Raw genomic sequence first — 16456 nt, forward strand, 5'->3', positions numbered from 1 at the left:
AAAATTATGCTGAATAAAATAATAGAATTTTCTATAAAAAACAAACTCATTGTTGGGTTGTTTACTCTTGTGCTCATTGGGTATGGTATTTTCCAATTCACCAAATTACCCATTGATGCCGTTCCCGATATTACAGACAATCAGGTTCAAGTTATCACATCTGCTCCATCATTGGGAGCAACCGATATTGAACGGTTGATAACATTTCCAATCGAGCAAGCCAACAGTAATATTCCAGGACTTAAAGAAATTCGTAGTTTCTCTCGTTTTGGTTTATCAGTGGTAACCATTGTTTTTAATGATGCAACCGATGTTTATTGGGCACGTCAACAAGTAACCGAAAGATTAAGTGCTGTCAAAGAACTGATACCAAAAGGTATTGGTTCTCCAACTTTAGCACCGGTAACAACTGGTTTGGGAGAAATTTATCAATATGTAGTAAGGCCAAAACCTGGTTATGAGAAAAAATACGATGTAACCGAGTTAAGAACTATACAAGATTGGATCGTTCGCCGTCAATTATTAAGCGTTGAAGGTGTTGCAGAAGTAAGCAGTTTTGGCGGGAAATTAAAACAATATGAAATCGCCATTGATCCTAATAAATTGCAGTCTTACAATATTACGATTGCGGATGTTTTTAATGCTTTAGAAAAAAACAATGAAAATACTGGAGGTGCCTATATTGAAAAAGGACCAACCGTTTTATATATTAGAAGTGAAGGGTTAATCAATACAATCGAAAACATAAAAGACATATCTATTAAAAACACCAATAGTGGCAGTCCCTTATTTATTCGTGATGTTGCAGATGTTCGCATTGGTAATGCTATTCGTTACGGAGCAATGACTTACAACGGTGAAGGCGAAGTTTCGGGTGCAGTGGTAATGATGTTAAAAGGCGCGAATAGTAATATTGTTATCAAAGACATTAAAGAAAGAATTGAACAAATTAGAAAGACCTTACCGGAAGGTGTAATTGTTGAACCATTTTTAGACCGTACAAAAATGGTAAATAATTCTATTTCTACAGTTGGCAAAAACCTAATTGAGGGGGCATTAATCGTACTTTTAGTATTAATCTTTTTTTTAGGAAATGTACGAGCTGGTTTAATAGTAGCTTCGGTTATACCATTGGCAATGTTATTTGCAGTAATACTAATGAATTTATTTGGCGTAAGCGGAAATTTAATGAGTTTAGGAGCTTTAGATTTCGGGCTTATTGTAGATGGTGCCGTAATTATTGTTGAAGCCTGTTTGTTTAGTTTGCACGGTCGAAAAAAAGGAGAGGTTTCTCAACACGAAATGGATAAAACAGTTTTAGAAACTTCTGTAAGAATGCGAAATGTTGCCGTTTTTGGAGAGCTAATTATCTTAATTGTTTATATTCCAATTTTTACATTACGTGGTATTGAAGGAAAAATGTTTTTACCAATGGCACAAACAATTGCCTTTGCTTTGTTTGGTGCTTTTGTTTTGTCATTGACTTATATTCCTATGATGACGGCTTTATTTCTAAATAAAAAAATAACACACAAGCAAAACTTTTCAGATAGAATGATGGCAAAATTAGAAAATTTCTATCAGCCACTTTTAGAAAAAGCATTAGCCATTCCAAGGGTTATAATCGGAACTACATTAGCATTATTTGTTTTAGCCATCGTTACACTTTCATTTATGGGTGGAGAATTTATGCCATCACTCGAAGAAGGAGATTTTGCAGTAGAAACAAGGGTTTTGCCTGGAAGTAATTTGCAAACATCAATGACCGCGATTTCGCAAGGGGCAAAAATATTATTAGAAAAGTTTCCGGAAGTACAAAAAGTGGTTGGTAAAACCGGAAGTTCCGAAGTGCCAACAGACCCAATGCCTATTGATGCCAGTGATATGATGGTTATTCTAAAAGACAAGTCAGAATGGACATCAGCATCAACATTCGATGAATTATCAGCAAAAATGGCAAAGGAACTCGAAGCTGTCCCTGGTGTTTCTTATGGTTTTCAATATCCAGTACAAATGCGATTCAACGAACTAATGACTGGCGCAAGGCAAGATGTAGTATGCAAAATTTTTGGTGAAAATTTAGACACTTTGGCTTTATACGCCAACAAATTAGGAAAGATTGTAAATACCGTTGAAGGCACTTCTGACCTGTATGTAGAAACAGTTACTGGAATGCCACAAATTGTCATTGACTATAATCGTCCTGCAATTGCACAATACAATTTGAATATCGAAGACATTAACAAAATAGTAAATACAGCTTTTGCAGGACAAAGTGCTGGATTGATTTATGAAGATGAAAAACGATTTGATCTAGTTGTTCGTTTAGCAGGAGAAAATAGAAAAGACTTGTCGGATGTTCAAAATTTATTAATCCCAACGCCAAACGGGATGCAAATTCCTCTGTCTCAATTGGCAAAAGTAGAAATTACCGAAGGTCCAAATCAAATACAAAGGGAAGATGCCAAACGTAGAATTGTAGTTGGGTTTAATGTTCGAGGTCGCGATGTCCAAAGTATTGTAACCGAATTACAAAACAAGGTAAATACTCAAATCAAGTTCCCAGCAGGTTATTATCCAACCTATGGTGGTGCTTTTGAAAACTTAAATGCAGCAAAGCAACGATTGTTAATTGCAGTTCCAATATCTCTAATACTAATTTTTATCTTATTGTATTTTGCTTTCAAATCAGTAAGGCAGGGATTATTAATTTATTCAGCCATTCCATTATCAATGATTGGTGGAATATTCTTTCTAGCAATGCGCGGAATGCCTTTTAGTATTAGTGCAGGTGTTGGGTTTATTGCTTTATTTGGTGTGGCAGTTTTGAATGGTTTGGTTCTAATCGCCGAATTCAACCGCATAAAAAAATCAGGCGAAACCGATTTGAAAGCTATTGTTTTACAAGGAACTAGAATACGTTTACGCCCCGTGTTAATGACAGCACTTGTTGCATCACTAGGTTTCTTACCAATGGCGCTGAGTAACGGTTCGGGTGCGGAAGTGCAAAAACCATTAGCAACGGTTGTTATTGGTGGATTGATTGTAGCCACATTTCTGACCTTATTTGTTTTACCAATTTTATACATTATGTTCGAAAAAGGAATTAAATTAAAATCAAGAAAGATAAAATCCATTACAACAATCATCGTGTTCGGAATGTTTTTCTCTTTTCAAAATGGGAATGCACAAGAAAAAATTTCAATAAATAAAGCAGTTGAAACCGCATTGCAAAATAATCTAAAGGTTAAAAACCAAAAATTAAATTCTGAATATTTACAAAAACTGACCAAGACAGGATATGACATTCCAAACACAGGTATTATTAGCGAATATGGACAGTTTAATAGCATTGTGAATGACATTAAAATTGGAATTTCACAAAGCATTAAATTTCCAACGGTTTACTCTAGGCAAAAACAGCTTTTAATAGAAGAGTCCAAAACTGGCGAATGGAACGAAGCTTTACAAAGAAAAGAATTGACCAAGCAAGTTACAACCGTGTTTTATGAAATGGTTTATCTCAAAGAAAAAGAACAGATATTACTGAAAAGTGATAGTATCTATTCGGATTTTTTAAGAAAGTCAGTCCTACGTTTTGACAAAGGAGAAAGTAATATTTTAGAAAAAGTTACAGCCGAAAACCAAGCGGGACAAATAAAAATACAGTTACAAGAATTGCAAAGCGATTATAAAATACGCCAAACACAATTCAAATATCTATTGAATGACGATAAAGATTTTATGCCAGTGTGGGATAAGTTCAAAATGACTTTCGACGAAAAACTCGATGAGAATGCAATTGAAAATCAGCCAAGCATAAAACTAAAGGAACAAGAAGTAAAAATCAATGAAGCCGAAATTGCTGTAGAGAAATCAAAGAAAATGCCAGAGTTAATTGGCGGAGTGTATTGGCAAACTTTTAAAACCAATACTGCTTTTCAAAACAGTTACAATGGTGTTTACGGACAATTTGGCGTAGCACTTCCTTTATTCAATTCATCAATCAACAATAGGAAAAAAGCATTGGCAACCAAAACACAAATCGCTGAAAATAATATGGGATTTGAAAAATTGAAACTGCAAAACCAATATCACAATGTATTGCAAGAATATCAAAAAAATAAAACTACCATTGATTATTACGAAACCAAAACGTTGAAAAGTGTTGATATAGTAACCAAAGCTGCCAACGATAAATTCAACAATGGTGACATTAATTATTTAGAATGGGTAATGCTAATCAATCAAAATACCCAAATTCAGAGTAATTATATTGAAGTCGTTAGAAAGTTAAACAATAGCATTATTGAACTTAATTCATTAACTAAAACTGAATAACCATGAATTACACAAAAACCTTCTTTTCACGTCAGTTTCTTTGGGAAATTGTACGGATCATAACCGTTGGTCTTGCGAGTTTATTCTTTTATCTCGACTTTATTCAACTACTCATTTTAATAGCCACAATGGCTTTTGGTCTTTATTCATTAGTAAAAGTTGCGGTACTGGATATAATAAAAGAAAGAAAAATAGGTACCGAATTATTTATAACCATAGCTGTAATTATTTCTGTTCTCGGTAAAGAATATTTGGCAGGTGCTGTCGTACTTATGATTATTCTTATTGCAGAATATATTGCAAGTGCCAGTACCGAAAAAGCAAGATCGTCGATTAAAGAGTTGATAGGTTCAGTGCCAAAGACCGCTATCGTAAAAAAGAACAATGCTGAACTAATAATAGAGATAACTGATTTAAAAATAGGCGATATTGTCCTGGTGAAAGCTGGAGAAAAAATTCCTGTGGATGGTAAAGTAATTTCCGGTTCAGGTTCTGTTAATCAGGCACCAATAACAGGCGAAAGTGTGCCGCAAGAAAAAACAGTTGGTAGCGAAGCCTTTGCCGGAACAATACTGGAATTAGGGGCACTGGATATTGAAATGACAAAAGCAGGTGTAGATACTGTTTTTTCACGAATCATTTCATTGGTAGAGGATGCAGAAAGTCAACAGGCACCTATTGAAAAATTTACAGACAAAGTGGCTTCCTGGCTTATTCCTGTAGTATTTATTTTTGTTGGTACAGTTTACTTTTTTACCCGTGATGTTAAACTGGTTATTGCATTGCTGATTTTTACCTCTCCTGCTGAATTAGGTTTAGCAACACCATTGGTTACCATTGCGGCCATTGCACGTGCTGCCAGAGAAGGTATATTGATAAAAGGAGGTTTGTTTTTGGAGGAGCTTGCGAAAGTTACTACTATTGTTTTTGACAAGACTGGAACATTGACAATTGGAAGTCCCATCGTGAATAAAGTTGAAATAATAGATCCTAATTATAATGAGCAAAATTTAGTTCAATTTGCTGCTACAGTTGATAGACGTTCCAGCCATCCATTAGCAAAAGCAATCCTAAGTTACGCAGATAAATTAAAACTTACCTATGGCGAACCAGAAAATTTTGAGGTTATAAAAGGACGAGGGGTTTCTGCAAAAGTTCAGGGCAAGTCTATTTTATTAGGAAATAAACTTTTTATGGAGGAAAATAAAACTCCATTATTTAATTCTTCTGAAAATGTAACGGATACTGTTATTTACCTTTCAATCGAAAGTAAACTGGCAGGTATTTTTTATATCTCAGATGCCATTCGTGAAGGTGCAAAAGAAATGATTCAAGGCTTAAGAAAAAGCGGCATAAAAAACATTGTGATGCTTACAGGTGACAATCCCGAAACTGCAAAGTATGTTTCCAATCAAATAGGAATAACAGATTACAGAGCCAATTTATTACCTGAAGATAAAATTAACATCATAAAAGAACTACAAAAAGATGGTTCCAAAGTAGCAATGGTCGGGGATGGAATTAATGATGCACCAGCTTTAGTACAAGCAAATATTGGTATAGCTATGGGTGCAATGGGTACAGAAACTGCAATGGAAGCAGCTGATATCGTTCTAATGCAGGATAAATTAGAAAAAATTGCAAAGGCACGCGCTATCAGTAAAAGAGCCTATCGCACCATTCGCGAAAATATTTTTGTGGGTGTTGGGGTTGTTCATGTCATTGGAATTACCCTTGTCTTACTTAAAATAATTGGACCAATTGAGGCAGCAGCTATTCATTTGCTCCCCGACACTTTAGTGTTTATTAACTCTATAAAGCTCCTTCGCATTAAGATTGATGCATAAATGATTATCAATAAAATTTAAACAGCAAACCGTTTCTTAATATCAAAATAAATAAAATGAAATCAAATATTCACAACCCGAGCTATAGCAAACAGCCAAAGCAATATCAAAATATAAAAATCATGACTAAAAATACAATCCTCACAATAATTGTAATTGCATTCCTTTCTTCTTGTGGTAATAAAAAATCAGAAAGCGAAGCGGAAGCGACACCCCCTATCGCAAACACGACGACACTTACCGATGCACAAGTTAAAAATGCAGGTATTCAAACAGGCAAAATGGAGCAAAGAGAAATTTCTTCAACATTAAAACTGAACGGAAAAACAGAAGTTCCACCACAAAATTTAGTATCTATAAGTGTACCAATGGGTGGTTATTTAAAAAGTACCAAATTGTTAGAAGGAATGTATGTAACCAAAGGACAAGTTTTGTGTGTGGTGGAGGACCAACAATATATCCAACTGCAAGAAGATTATCTTTTGGCCAAAGCAAAAATCGGATATGCTAAAGCTGAATTTGAACGTCAAAAAGATCTTAATCAAAGCAAAGCCAGTAGTGATAAAGTGTATCAACAAGCACAAGCTGAATACAATTCACTATCTGTAATGGTACAATCGTATGGTGAAAAATTAAAATTCGCAGGAATTAATCCAAATAGTCTATCTACAAAAAATATTTCAAAAAGTATTAATATATATTCACCTATAAGCGGTTATGTATCAAAAGTAAATGTAAACACAGGAAAATATGTAAATCCAAGCGATATTTTATTTGAAATTGTAAATCCTTCAGATATACATTTAGCATTAACTGTTTTCGAAAAAGACATCAATAAACTGGCTATTGGTCAATCGGTATTAGCTTATACCAATACTAATCCAGAGAAAAAATACCCATGCAAAATCGTTTTAATTGGTAAAGATTTTTCAGAAGAGCGAAGTACCGTAATAAACTGCAACTTTACCAATTATGATAAATCTTTATTGCCTGGTATGTATATGAATGCAGAAATTGAATTAAAAAGCCAGCAATCTAATGTTTTACCATCGGATGCTATACTAAGTTATGAAAACAAAAATTATGTTTTTGTTGCCAAATCCAATAAGCAATTTGAAATGAAAGAAGTAAAAACAGGAAATACAGAAAACGAATTTACAGAAATTGTTTCTGATGATTTGAATGAGGCAACCGTTGTGATAAAAGGGGCTTACGCGCTTTTGATGAAAATGAAAAATGTGGAAGAATAAAAAACGTTAAAGTACATTATGAGACGACAAAATATTTAAAATCTAAGTCTTTGATTCATAAGGGATGTTTGTTTTAAAAAGCAAACATCCTTTTTATTTATACATATGTATATAACATATTTCTCAAAAACACGAAAGTGAATCAACAAATTCCAATTTGAAGAAATAGAAATAAATCCAAATACGATTATTAAAATAAATGTATGTGTTTTTCGAACAGCCGTCCAATTTAATTATTTTTATAAGACACTACCTTTTATAATTTGGTTTTGACACTAATTTTAAACGTAATATAAACACAATAAATTACAAATTTAAATAAATATAATAGTGATATCTACTTTCATAATCGATGACTAGTGTATGCGGTTTATATATTTACTTTAATCTATGTTACTCTACCACCTTATTGATATCTTACTTTTGTCTACGTACTTTAGTGTCTATGGGGAAAATATCCAGTCGTCATTTAGTGTCATAGACATAAATTTGTATGTAATTAATCTCTAAAGATGTAAAATCAAAACTTGATGTAATTAGAACTCCATTTTTATTATGCGAAAAATATCTTAATTAAATCTTAAGCAAATCAAAATAGATAAATCTAAAATTTATAAATTTTATTATTACTTTTACAATCTTGAAACTTACAAACGCCATATTGTCAATTATTATTCTGATTCTTTCCTGTATGCCTTGCGCAGATATGGAAACAGTAACTTCGTATAATAAAGCAACAATTAGTATGCAGTCAAGCCAACATCAAGATAAAGATGCTTGCTCACCTTTATGCATTTGTAGCTGCTGTGGTTGCCAAGGCTTCGATTACAATTCAATTTATGTATATAATCTCTTTTCTGTCAAAACAATAATTGACAAAAAAGTACCAGAATACAAATCAATTTTCACTTCCAATTTCTTCGGAAGTATTTGGCAACCGCCACAAATTAATGCTTAATTTTTTTTTTTATTAATGATTAAATGAATAGCGATTAATGACTTGTACATTAATCAAACTAGTCTTTTTCATTAATTACTTTACCGTATTTGATAAATTCAAATGCTGTGATTTATAAATCAATATTAAACATTAATCCTTTACAATAGTGTTAGACAAAATCATCCATTTTAGTATAAATAATAAATTCATCATTGGTTTGATGACTTTATTTCTCATTATTTGGGGAGTTTGGAGTGCATCCAAATTGCCCATCGATGCAGTACCAGATATTACAAACAATCAGGTACAAATCATTACGCTTTGCCCTACTTTGGCAGGACAAGAAGTAGAACAGTTAGTAACGTTTCCAATAGAACAAAGTATTGCAAATCTTCCTGATTTAGAAGAAACCAGAAGTATTTCTCGCTTTGGTTTATCGGTAATCACAGTCGTTTTTGATGATGATGTCAATATTTATTTTGCACGACAACTCATTAGTGAACGACTTAAGGAAGCCATTAGTCAAATACCTCAGGGCATCGGGACACCCGAATTAGGACCAGTAAGTACTGGGCTTGGCGAAGTGTATCAATACATTTTACATCCAAAAAAAGGTAGCGAAAAGAAATACTCTGCTATGGATTTGCGTACCATGCAAGACTGGATAGTAGCGAGACAACTAAACGGAACACCCGGAATTGCCGAAATAAATAGTTTTGGTGGTAAACTAAAACAGTATGAAGTTGGTGTTAACCCTAATCGTTTAAGAGCAATGGGTGTAACGATTCCCGAAATTTTTACAGCTTTAGAAAAAAACAATCAAAATACGGGTGGAGCATATATTGACAAAAAACCAACTGCCTATTTTATTCGTGGTGTAGGTTTAGCCACTTCCTTAGAAGACGTTAAAAATATTGTTGTAAAAAGCAATCCAACTGGTGTTCCAATTTTCATAAAAGATGTTGCCGATGTACAGTTCGGTAGCGCAGTACGATATGGAGCAATGACTTACAACGGAAAAGTAGATGCAGTTGGAGGAATTGTTATGATGCTTAAAGGAGCCAATAGTAATGAAGTCGTACAAAGGATTAAAGACAAAATGATCATCATACAAAAATCATTACCTGATGATGTAATTGTTGAACCATTTATAGATAGAAGTACATTTGTAAACCGTGCCATTTCAACTGTTGAAAAAAATTTAGTCGAAGGAGCATTAATTGTAATTTTCGTTTTGGTATTATTCCTTGGGAATTTACGAGCTGGGCTTATCGTAGCTTCTGCAATACCACTATCGATGTTATTTGCATTGGGTTTGATGAAAGTTTTTGGAGTAAGTGCTAACTTAATGAGTTTGGGGGCAATTGATTTTGGTTTAATTGTAGATGGTGCCGTAATTATTGTGGAAGCCTCTTTGTATTTTCTAGAACACAATAAAAGCAAAACGAAACTCACTCAAATTCAAATGGATGTTGCGGTTGAAAACAGTGCTAAAAAAATGATGAGTAGTGCTGCCTTTGGTCAAATTATCATAATGATCGTATACTTTCCTATCCTATCTTTAGTAGGTATCGAAGGAAAGATGTTTGGCCCAATGGCAAAAACGGTTTCCTTTGCAATTATAGGCGCAATGATACTTTCATTAACCTACATTCCTATGATGAGTGCGTTGTTTTTACCGAAACACATCAGTCATAAAAAGACATTTTCTGATAAAATGATGGATTTTTTATATAGCAAATATAAACCACTTTTAGAAAAAGTGATTGCTATAAAATACAAAGTCGTTGGTATTACTGTCGCTTTATTATTGGTTACATTTTTTATTTTTAGCAAAATGGGAGGTGAATTTATTCCCACATTAGCTGAAGGAGATTATGCTTTTGAATTTAAAATGCCGATCGAAACTTCTTTATCCCAAAGTATCGAAACCTCGATGCAAGGCGCAAGAATTGTAAAACAATTCGATGAAGTAAAAATTGTAGTTGGCAAAACTGGCGCTGGAGAAGTACCTACAGATCCAATGCCGCCAGGAGCGACTGATATGATGATAATTCTGAAACCGCAAGACGAATGGAAATCAGGTAGATCCTATGATGAATTGGGTGACGCTATTGAAGAAAAATTAAGCGTGATTCCAGGGGTTTTTATCGAAAAAAGTCAACCTATTCAAATGCGTTTCAATGAATTAATGACGGGAATCAAACAAGATGTTGCCATAAAAATATTTGGAGAAAACTTGGATAGTCTGTCCGTATATGCAAAAAAAGTAGAAAGTGTAATAACAAATATAAAAGGAGTTTCTTCTCCACAAGTAGAACAAGTGGCCGGATTACCACAAATAAACATTGAATATGACCGATTACGTATTGCAAATTATGGTTTAAATATTGAAGATATCAACAGTATTGTAAGTACGGCTTTTGCAGGAAAAGCAGCAGGGGTTGTATACGAAGACGAGCGAAAATTTGATTTGGTAGTGCGATTAGATAGTACCTCAAGAAGAAGCATCGATGATGTGAATAATCTATTAATACCAATATCAACTGGAAACCAAATTCCCTTATCGCAAGTTGCGAAAGTAGACTTTAAACTAGGCCCTGCACAAATAAGCAGAGAAGCAGGAAAGCGCAGAATTGTTGTTGGCTTTAATGTACAAGACAGAGATGTGCAAAGTGTGGTACAAGAAATTCAAGCCAAATTAGCGAAAGATGTAAAATTACCTTCCGGTTATTATTTTACTTATGGTGGAACATTTGAAAATTTACAAAAAGCAACCAATCGTCTATTGATTGCCGTACCAATATCATTACTGTTAATCTTTATGCTCTTGTATTTTACATTCAATTCTATGAAACAAGCAAGTTTGATATTTTCTGCAATCCCTATGAGTGCTATAGGGGGCGTATTTGCTTTACTTCTTCGTGGAATGCCTTTTAGTATTTCTGCAGGGATTGGTTTTATCGCTTTATTTGGAGTAGCAGTATTAAACGGAATTGTACTGGTAGGCACCTTCAACCAACTCGAAAAAGAAGGTTGGGATGATGTTATAAAACGCGTTATCGAAGGGACAAAAATAAGATTGCGACCGGTATTAATGACAGCTACTGTGGCTTCGTTAGGTTTTTTACCAATGGCATTATCGCACAGTGCAGGTGCCGAAGTACAAAAACCATTAGCAACTGTCGTAATTGGAGGATTGCTTTCAGCTACGTTTTTAACCTTATTTGTATTGCCTTTACTTTATATTATATTCAACACAAAAATGAATTTAAAAAGAAAACCAAAAGTGAAATCAATTGTAACTATTTTAGTTATTGGATTGTTTCTTTCATTTACTAGTGGTCAAGCACAATCACGAAAATCTATTGATGATGTATTGAATATGGGTTTAAAGGAAAATTTACAATACAATATCAATCAGTCCCAAATCTCAAAAAATCAGCTATTGATAAAAGGAAACAAGGAATTTCCCAAAACAGGCATTTTTGTAGAAAATGAAGATTTGCGTCCTTCTGATAAAACAGGTGTTTGGAAAATTGGCTTGCAACAAAGTTTCTATATGCCGCAAGTAAATCAATCCAAGAAAAATTATTACAAAGAGCAAACTAAATATTTTGAAATAAATAAAGATGCAATCAATACAGAACTGAAAAAGAATATCCGTTCTGTATACTATCAATTATGGTATTTACAGGACAAGACAGCTTTGTATCAACGATTAGACACTATTTATATTGGTTTGTTAAAAACAACTGTCTTAAAAGTAAAAACTGGAGAAAGTGCCGGTATCGAAAAAATTTCGGCTAATGTAAAACTAAAGGAAATTGAAACAAATATCACTCAACTTAAAAAAGAAATGCTGGTACAGCAACAAGTATTGATGCAATTGTTGAATAATTCCGAAATAATCTTACCACTGGATAACTCTTTAGAAAAATTAAAATATAGTTTACAAAGTACATCAGAAAACCATCCGAATCTTCTTTTATTACAGCAAAATGTAGCTATTGCCAATAGTGAAATCGCAATCCAAAAAAGTAATCGCTTGCCAGAGTTTTCTGGTCGTGTTTTTTCACAAAAATTATATGGTGTTGAAGATCCATATACTGGTTTTTCATTTTCAACTTCATTCCCAATATTTGGAAGTGGTGCCAATAGAAATAAAATAAGAGCGTCTAAAACCGAAAAAGAAGTACAAGAACAAAAGTTGCAATATCAAACGCAAATACTAAAATCTTCTTTAGTACAACGTCAAGTAGAAGTTGAGAAAAGCGTGTCGGGTTTGCAATTTTACGAAACTTCAGGATTGCATCAAGCAGAAGAAATTATTAAAGCAGCTAACCAATCCTATCAAGCAGGAGAAATTAGTTATTCAGACCTTTCTTTATATTTAAGCCAAGCTATTGAAATTCGAAAAAATTATTTAGACAATTTAAATGCGTACAATCAAGCGATTATAGAATACAATTATTTTACAAACAAATAAAAATAAAAAATGAAAACTTTTAAAACAAAACATAAGAATTACTTGTTGCCATTTGCTTATAGTTTACTACTTATGGCATTTTTTACTACTTTAATTGCTTGCGGCAATAAGGAAAAAACAGAAAACATTGAAGATCCAAAAGTTGAAAGTAAAGAAGCTGAATCTACAATTGCCTCACTATCAACCGAACAGATAAAAACAGTAGATATACAATATGGAAGTATTGAACAAAAGCAATTATCGGCAACTCTCAAAGTCAATGGCGCATTACGTGTTCCTAATAATTATAAAGCCAATGTAACTTCGTTGTATGGTGGCGTTATAAAAACTATAAATGTACAATTGGGCGATTTTGTAAAGAAAGGACAACTAATCGCTACAATTGCTAATCCACAATTCATACAATTGCAGGAAGAGTATTTAAGTACTACCAGTAAAATAATATTTGCAGAACAAGAAGTAGCAAGACAAAAAGAGCTTAACGAAGGAAATGCAGGAGCATTAAAAAATTACCAGAGTGCTAATGCAGAACTAAAATCAATGCGAACTCGCAGAGCTTCTTTACAACAACAAATCCAATTAATGGGTATCAATCCTAATAGTTTAAATAATAGTAATTTGCGTTCGGCATTATCGGTTACAAGCCCTATAAGTGGCACTATCAGTAATGTATTTTCTAATATTGGAAGCTATGTTGATGTTTCTTCACCTCTTGCCGAAATTGTAGATAATTCTCAATTACATTTAGATTTAAACATATTCGAAAAAGATTTGCCATTGATAAAAATTGGACAAATAATCCATTTTAGAATTACCAATAATTCGGGAGAAGATTATAATGCTAAAGTATATTCAATAGGTGCAGCATTCGAGAATGAAAGCAAAAGTATACCAATTCACGCCACCGTTCAAGGCAATAAATCAGGATTAATAGACGGGATGAATATAACTGCAATTGTAAGTTTAAATGATGTTACAACAACTGCAATTCCAAACGAGGCTATTGTGAGCACAGATGGCAAAGACTATATTTTTGTTGTTATCAACAATCAGGCAGCAGAGGAAAAACCCGAAGGTGCTAAAGTAAAAAACGAAAACGTAGCAAAAAGTAAGATAAAAGAAACTGAAAATGTCAATTTTGAAAAAATTGAAGTTGCAAAAGGCGTTTCTAATATGGGATACACTGCAATAACATTAGTAAAAGACCTTCCGGCAAATGCAAAAATTGTTATAAAAGGTGCATTCTTCGTAAATGCAAAATTGACAAATAAAGGAGAAGAAGAATAAAATTTTATTTATATGTATTAACTCCTGTAATCTCTACCCTAAAAAATAGAGATTACAGGATTATTTAACACTTTAATTTTCAAAAATATTATGTAGCACTTTACATTGGGTATGTTTTTTTTTGGGGAAAATAACGGTAATAGACTTAGAAGAAAACCATTAAAAAATTATAGCCTATAATAATCTACTTTTTAAAAACACTTAATTTATAAAAATTAATAATGGATATAAATGCGGAATTAATTATAGTTTCAAAACTTATCATTTCCTTTTTTTTAGGAGCTTTCATAGGTTTTGATAGAGAAAGACACGGTCAGGATGCTGGAATTAGGACTTATGCAGCCGTTTGTATAGGAGCAACCTTGTTTACAGCTATTACAGCCCATTTGGTAAGTAACCCAGCGGATACTTCAAGAGTAATTGCAAATATTGTAACAGGCGTTGGTTTTCTAGGTGCTGGAATTATTTATCGTAATAACAGTGTAGGAACATCTCACGGGTTAACAACTGCGGCTACAATTTGGTGCACTTCAGCAGTAGGTGTTGCTGTGGGATTAAATATGTTCATAATTTCTATAGTCGCATCATTAGCCTTGTATTTTTTACTTTCATTACATCATCAAAAATGGTATTTAAAATGGAAGCAAAAAATGGTACATGAGTACGTAAAAGAAAATGATGATAATTAAATATAACTAATATTTCATCTTAAAACTCTACTTCTACTAATGCTTAAACTATAAATTCATTAAAAAAAAGAATTTACTCATACTAGTAATTAGGTGTAAATAAATTATGGCTTATTAAATAGTAAAAATAAAATTTGAATACTCGACAAAATGAAAAAATAAATGTTTTTGATTAAGATTTACAACAACTTATAAGAGAAATTAAACAACTAATGAATTCATAGTAAAAGAACTTCTATAAACTTTAAAAATATTAATTATGCTACAACTTTTAGATTTTACAGGTAAAAATATCATAGCTACAAGAGCTAATGATTTATTAGGCCTTAGAGATTATGAAAAAATACACCCATTCATTCATAATATAATAGGTACAGGAGAAAAAGTTCGATGGTACTTTGAAATGGATGACGGTTCTATTTCTAATTCAACTGGCTTTTGGGAAGATGGTATACTAGAATTTAATTATGGAAAAATGAATTTTAAACATACTACAGATATAGAAAAAATTGCTTTAGTAGGTACAAAAAAATGGGAAAACTGTATGCGTTCAATTATGAAACCATTTACGAAAGCAACAGTTATGTATTTTGACTTGCCTGACAGAGAAAAAGCAAAAGAATGGATTATAAATTCAGATGAATATTTTTAATTTTTTTTTAAAATATTAAATTAAAAATCTATTTACTACCTAAAAAAGTATAAACACAATAATAAATATTATGCTTGTTAAAAATAATTACAATTCGATTTTATATTTTTTAAAATATATGTGGTTTGATATTTTAATCATAGTAATATATGCTATTATTATTGGGACTATAGATCATAACACATTTCTTAAAAAAATATCAATTCCGTTACCAATAACAGCTATTACAGGAACAATTGTATCTTTATTGTTAGCATTTCGAACTGCACAATCTTATGATCGCTGGTGGGAGGCAAGAAAAATATGGGGTGAAATCGTCAACGATTCAAGAACTCTTATCAGACAAATAAAACAATTTCTACCAAATACTGATAGCGATAAAGAACTTATAGACTTTGCTGAAAGACAAATTATATGGTGTTATGCCTTATCAGATAGCCTACGAAAAAAACAATTCTCAACAATTGTTGCTTTATATTTAGAAAAGAATAAAATAAAAGCTAATAATATCCCTGCAAAATTACTAAATGTACATTGTGAACAGTTAGCTTCACTAGCAACAAAATTTAACTTAAATGATAATAAGCAAGTACAGATTGACACGACAATTTCAAGATTAAATGATGCAATGGGAAAATGTGAACGAATTAAAAATACAGTTTTTCCAAAATCATACAGTCTACTAATTCACTTTCTTATATATGTTCTTGCATCTATACTACCATTTGGCTTGGATGATAATTACCCTATTCTCGAAATTTTATTAACTATAATTATTCCTTTATTATTAATTGCTGTAGAACAAACAGCAATTATTATGCAAGACCCCTTTGAGAATCAACCTACAGATATACCAATGACTACGCTATGTGAGGTGATAGAAAATAACATTTCAGAAATTATTAGCAATAAAGCTATTGAACCTCCTAAAAATACTAAAACTTATTATTTAAAATAAAAC

At 32.5% G+C, this 16456-nt stretch carries 9 protein-coding genes; all 9 read left to right on the forward strand.

The window, feature by feature from the left end:
* Positions 1–6 precede the first annotated feature (6 nt).
* The 9 genes from AB3G36_RS14335 to AB3G36_RS14375 all read left to right on the forward strand — a co-directional run bounded on the left by AB3G36_RS14335 (position 7) and on the right by AB3G36_RS14375 (position 16453).
* Positions 7–4341 (forward strand): CusA/CzcA family heavy metal efflux RND transporter, encoded by a 4335-nt coding sequence (locus AB3G36_RS14335; RefSeq protein WP_367753843.1) that lies wholly within the window; start codon positions 7–9, stop codon positions 4339–4341.
* Positions 4342–4343: 2 nt separating this feature from the next.
* The gene (locus AB3G36_RS14340; protein ID WP_007139470.1) at positions 4344–6188 is read left to right on the forward strand and encodes a cation-translocating P-type ATPase; all 1845 of its coding nucleotides are present in this window, start codon (positions 4344–4346) and stop codon (positions 6186–6188) included.
* 56 nt (positions 6189–6244) lie between these two features.
* On the forward strand, positions 6245–7438 hold the full coding sequence (locus AB3G36_RS14345) for an efflux RND transporter periplasmic adaptor subunit (RefSeq protein WP_007139471.1): 1194 nt from the start codon (positions 6245–6247) through the stop codon (positions 7436–7438).
* A gap of 691 nt (positions 7439–8129) precedes the next feature.
* Entirely contained in the window at positions 8130–8396 is a 267-nt protein-coding gene (locus tag AB3G36_RS14350) for a hypothetical protein (protein ID WP_367757953.1), read from the forward strand.
* 148 nt (positions 8397–8544) lie between these two features.
* Entirely contained in the window at positions 8545–12867 is a 4323-nt protein-coding gene (locus AB3G36_RS14355; protein WP_007139473.1) for a CusA/CzcA family heavy metal efflux RND transporter, read from the forward strand.
* A 9-nt stretch (positions 12868–12876) separates the two neighbouring features.
* Positions 12877–14154 (forward strand): efflux RND transporter periplasmic adaptor subunit, encoded by a 1278-nt coding sequence (locus AB3G36_RS14360; RefSeq protein WP_007139474.1) that lies wholly within the window; start codon positions 12877–12879, stop codon positions 14152–14154.
* Positions 14155–14375: 221 nt separating this feature from the next.
* Complete coding sequence (locus tag AB3G36_RS14365) at positions 14376–14843, forward strand: MgtC/SapB family protein (protein WP_007139475.1); 468 nt, start codon at positions 14376–14378, stop codon at positions 14841–14843.
* 259 nt (positions 14844–15102) lie between these two features.
* A complete protein-coding gene (locus AB3G36_RS14370) occupies positions 15103–15495 on the forward strand; it encodes an STAS/SEC14 domain-containing protein (RefSeq protein WP_007139476.1) in 393 nt (130 codons plus the stop codon).
* A 118-nt stretch (positions 15496–15613) separates the two neighbouring features.
* Entirely contained in the window at positions 15614–16453 is an 840-nt protein-coding gene (locus tag AB3G36_RS14375) for a bestrophin family protein (RefSeq protein WP_238531101.1), read from the forward strand.
* The last annotated feature ends 3 nt before the right edge of the window (positions 16454–16456 follow it).

It is taken from the genome of Flavobacterium sp. WC2430 (assembly GCF_040822075.1).
In the GTDB taxonomy this organism is placed as follows: Bacteria; Bacteroidota; Bacteroidia; order Flavobacteriales; family Flavobacteriaceae; genus Flavobacterium.

What these genes read in the sequence shown, in the direction of transcription:
- AB3G36_RS14340 (WP_007139470.1), top strand. Translation starts at nt 4,344, where the DNA reads ATGAATTACACAAAAACCTTCTTTTCACGTCAGTTTCTTTGGGAAATT.
- AB3G36_RS14345 (WP_007139471.1), top strand. Translation starts at nt 6,245, where the DNA reads ATGAAATCAAATATTCACAACCCGAGCTATAGCAAACAGCCAAAGCAA.
- AB3G36_RS14350 (WP_367757953.1), top strand. Translation starts at nt 8,130, where the DNA reads ATGCCTTGCGCAGATATGGAAACAGTAACTTCGTATAATAAAGCAACA.
- AB3G36_RS14335 (WP_367753843.1), top strand. Translation starts at nt 7, where the DNA reads ATGCTGAATAAAATAATAGAATTTTCTATAAAAAACAAACTCATTGTT.
- AB3G36_RS14375 (WP_238531101.1), top strand. Translation starts at nt 15,614, where the DNA reads ATGTGGTTTGATATTTTAATCATAGTAATATATGCTATTATTATTGGG.
- AB3G36_RS14365 (WP_007139475.1), top strand. Translation starts at nt 14,376, where the DNA reads ATGGATATAAATGCGGAATTAATTATAGTTTCAAAACTTATCATTTCC.
- AB3G36_RS14360 (WP_007139474.1), top strand. Translation starts at nt 12,877, where the DNA reads ATGAAAACTTTTAAAACAAAACATAAGAATTACTTGTTGCCATTTGCT.
- AB3G36_RS14370 (WP_007139476.1), top strand. Translation starts at nt 15,103, where the DNA reads ATGCTACAACTTTTAGATTTTACAGGTAAAAATATCATAGCTACAAGA.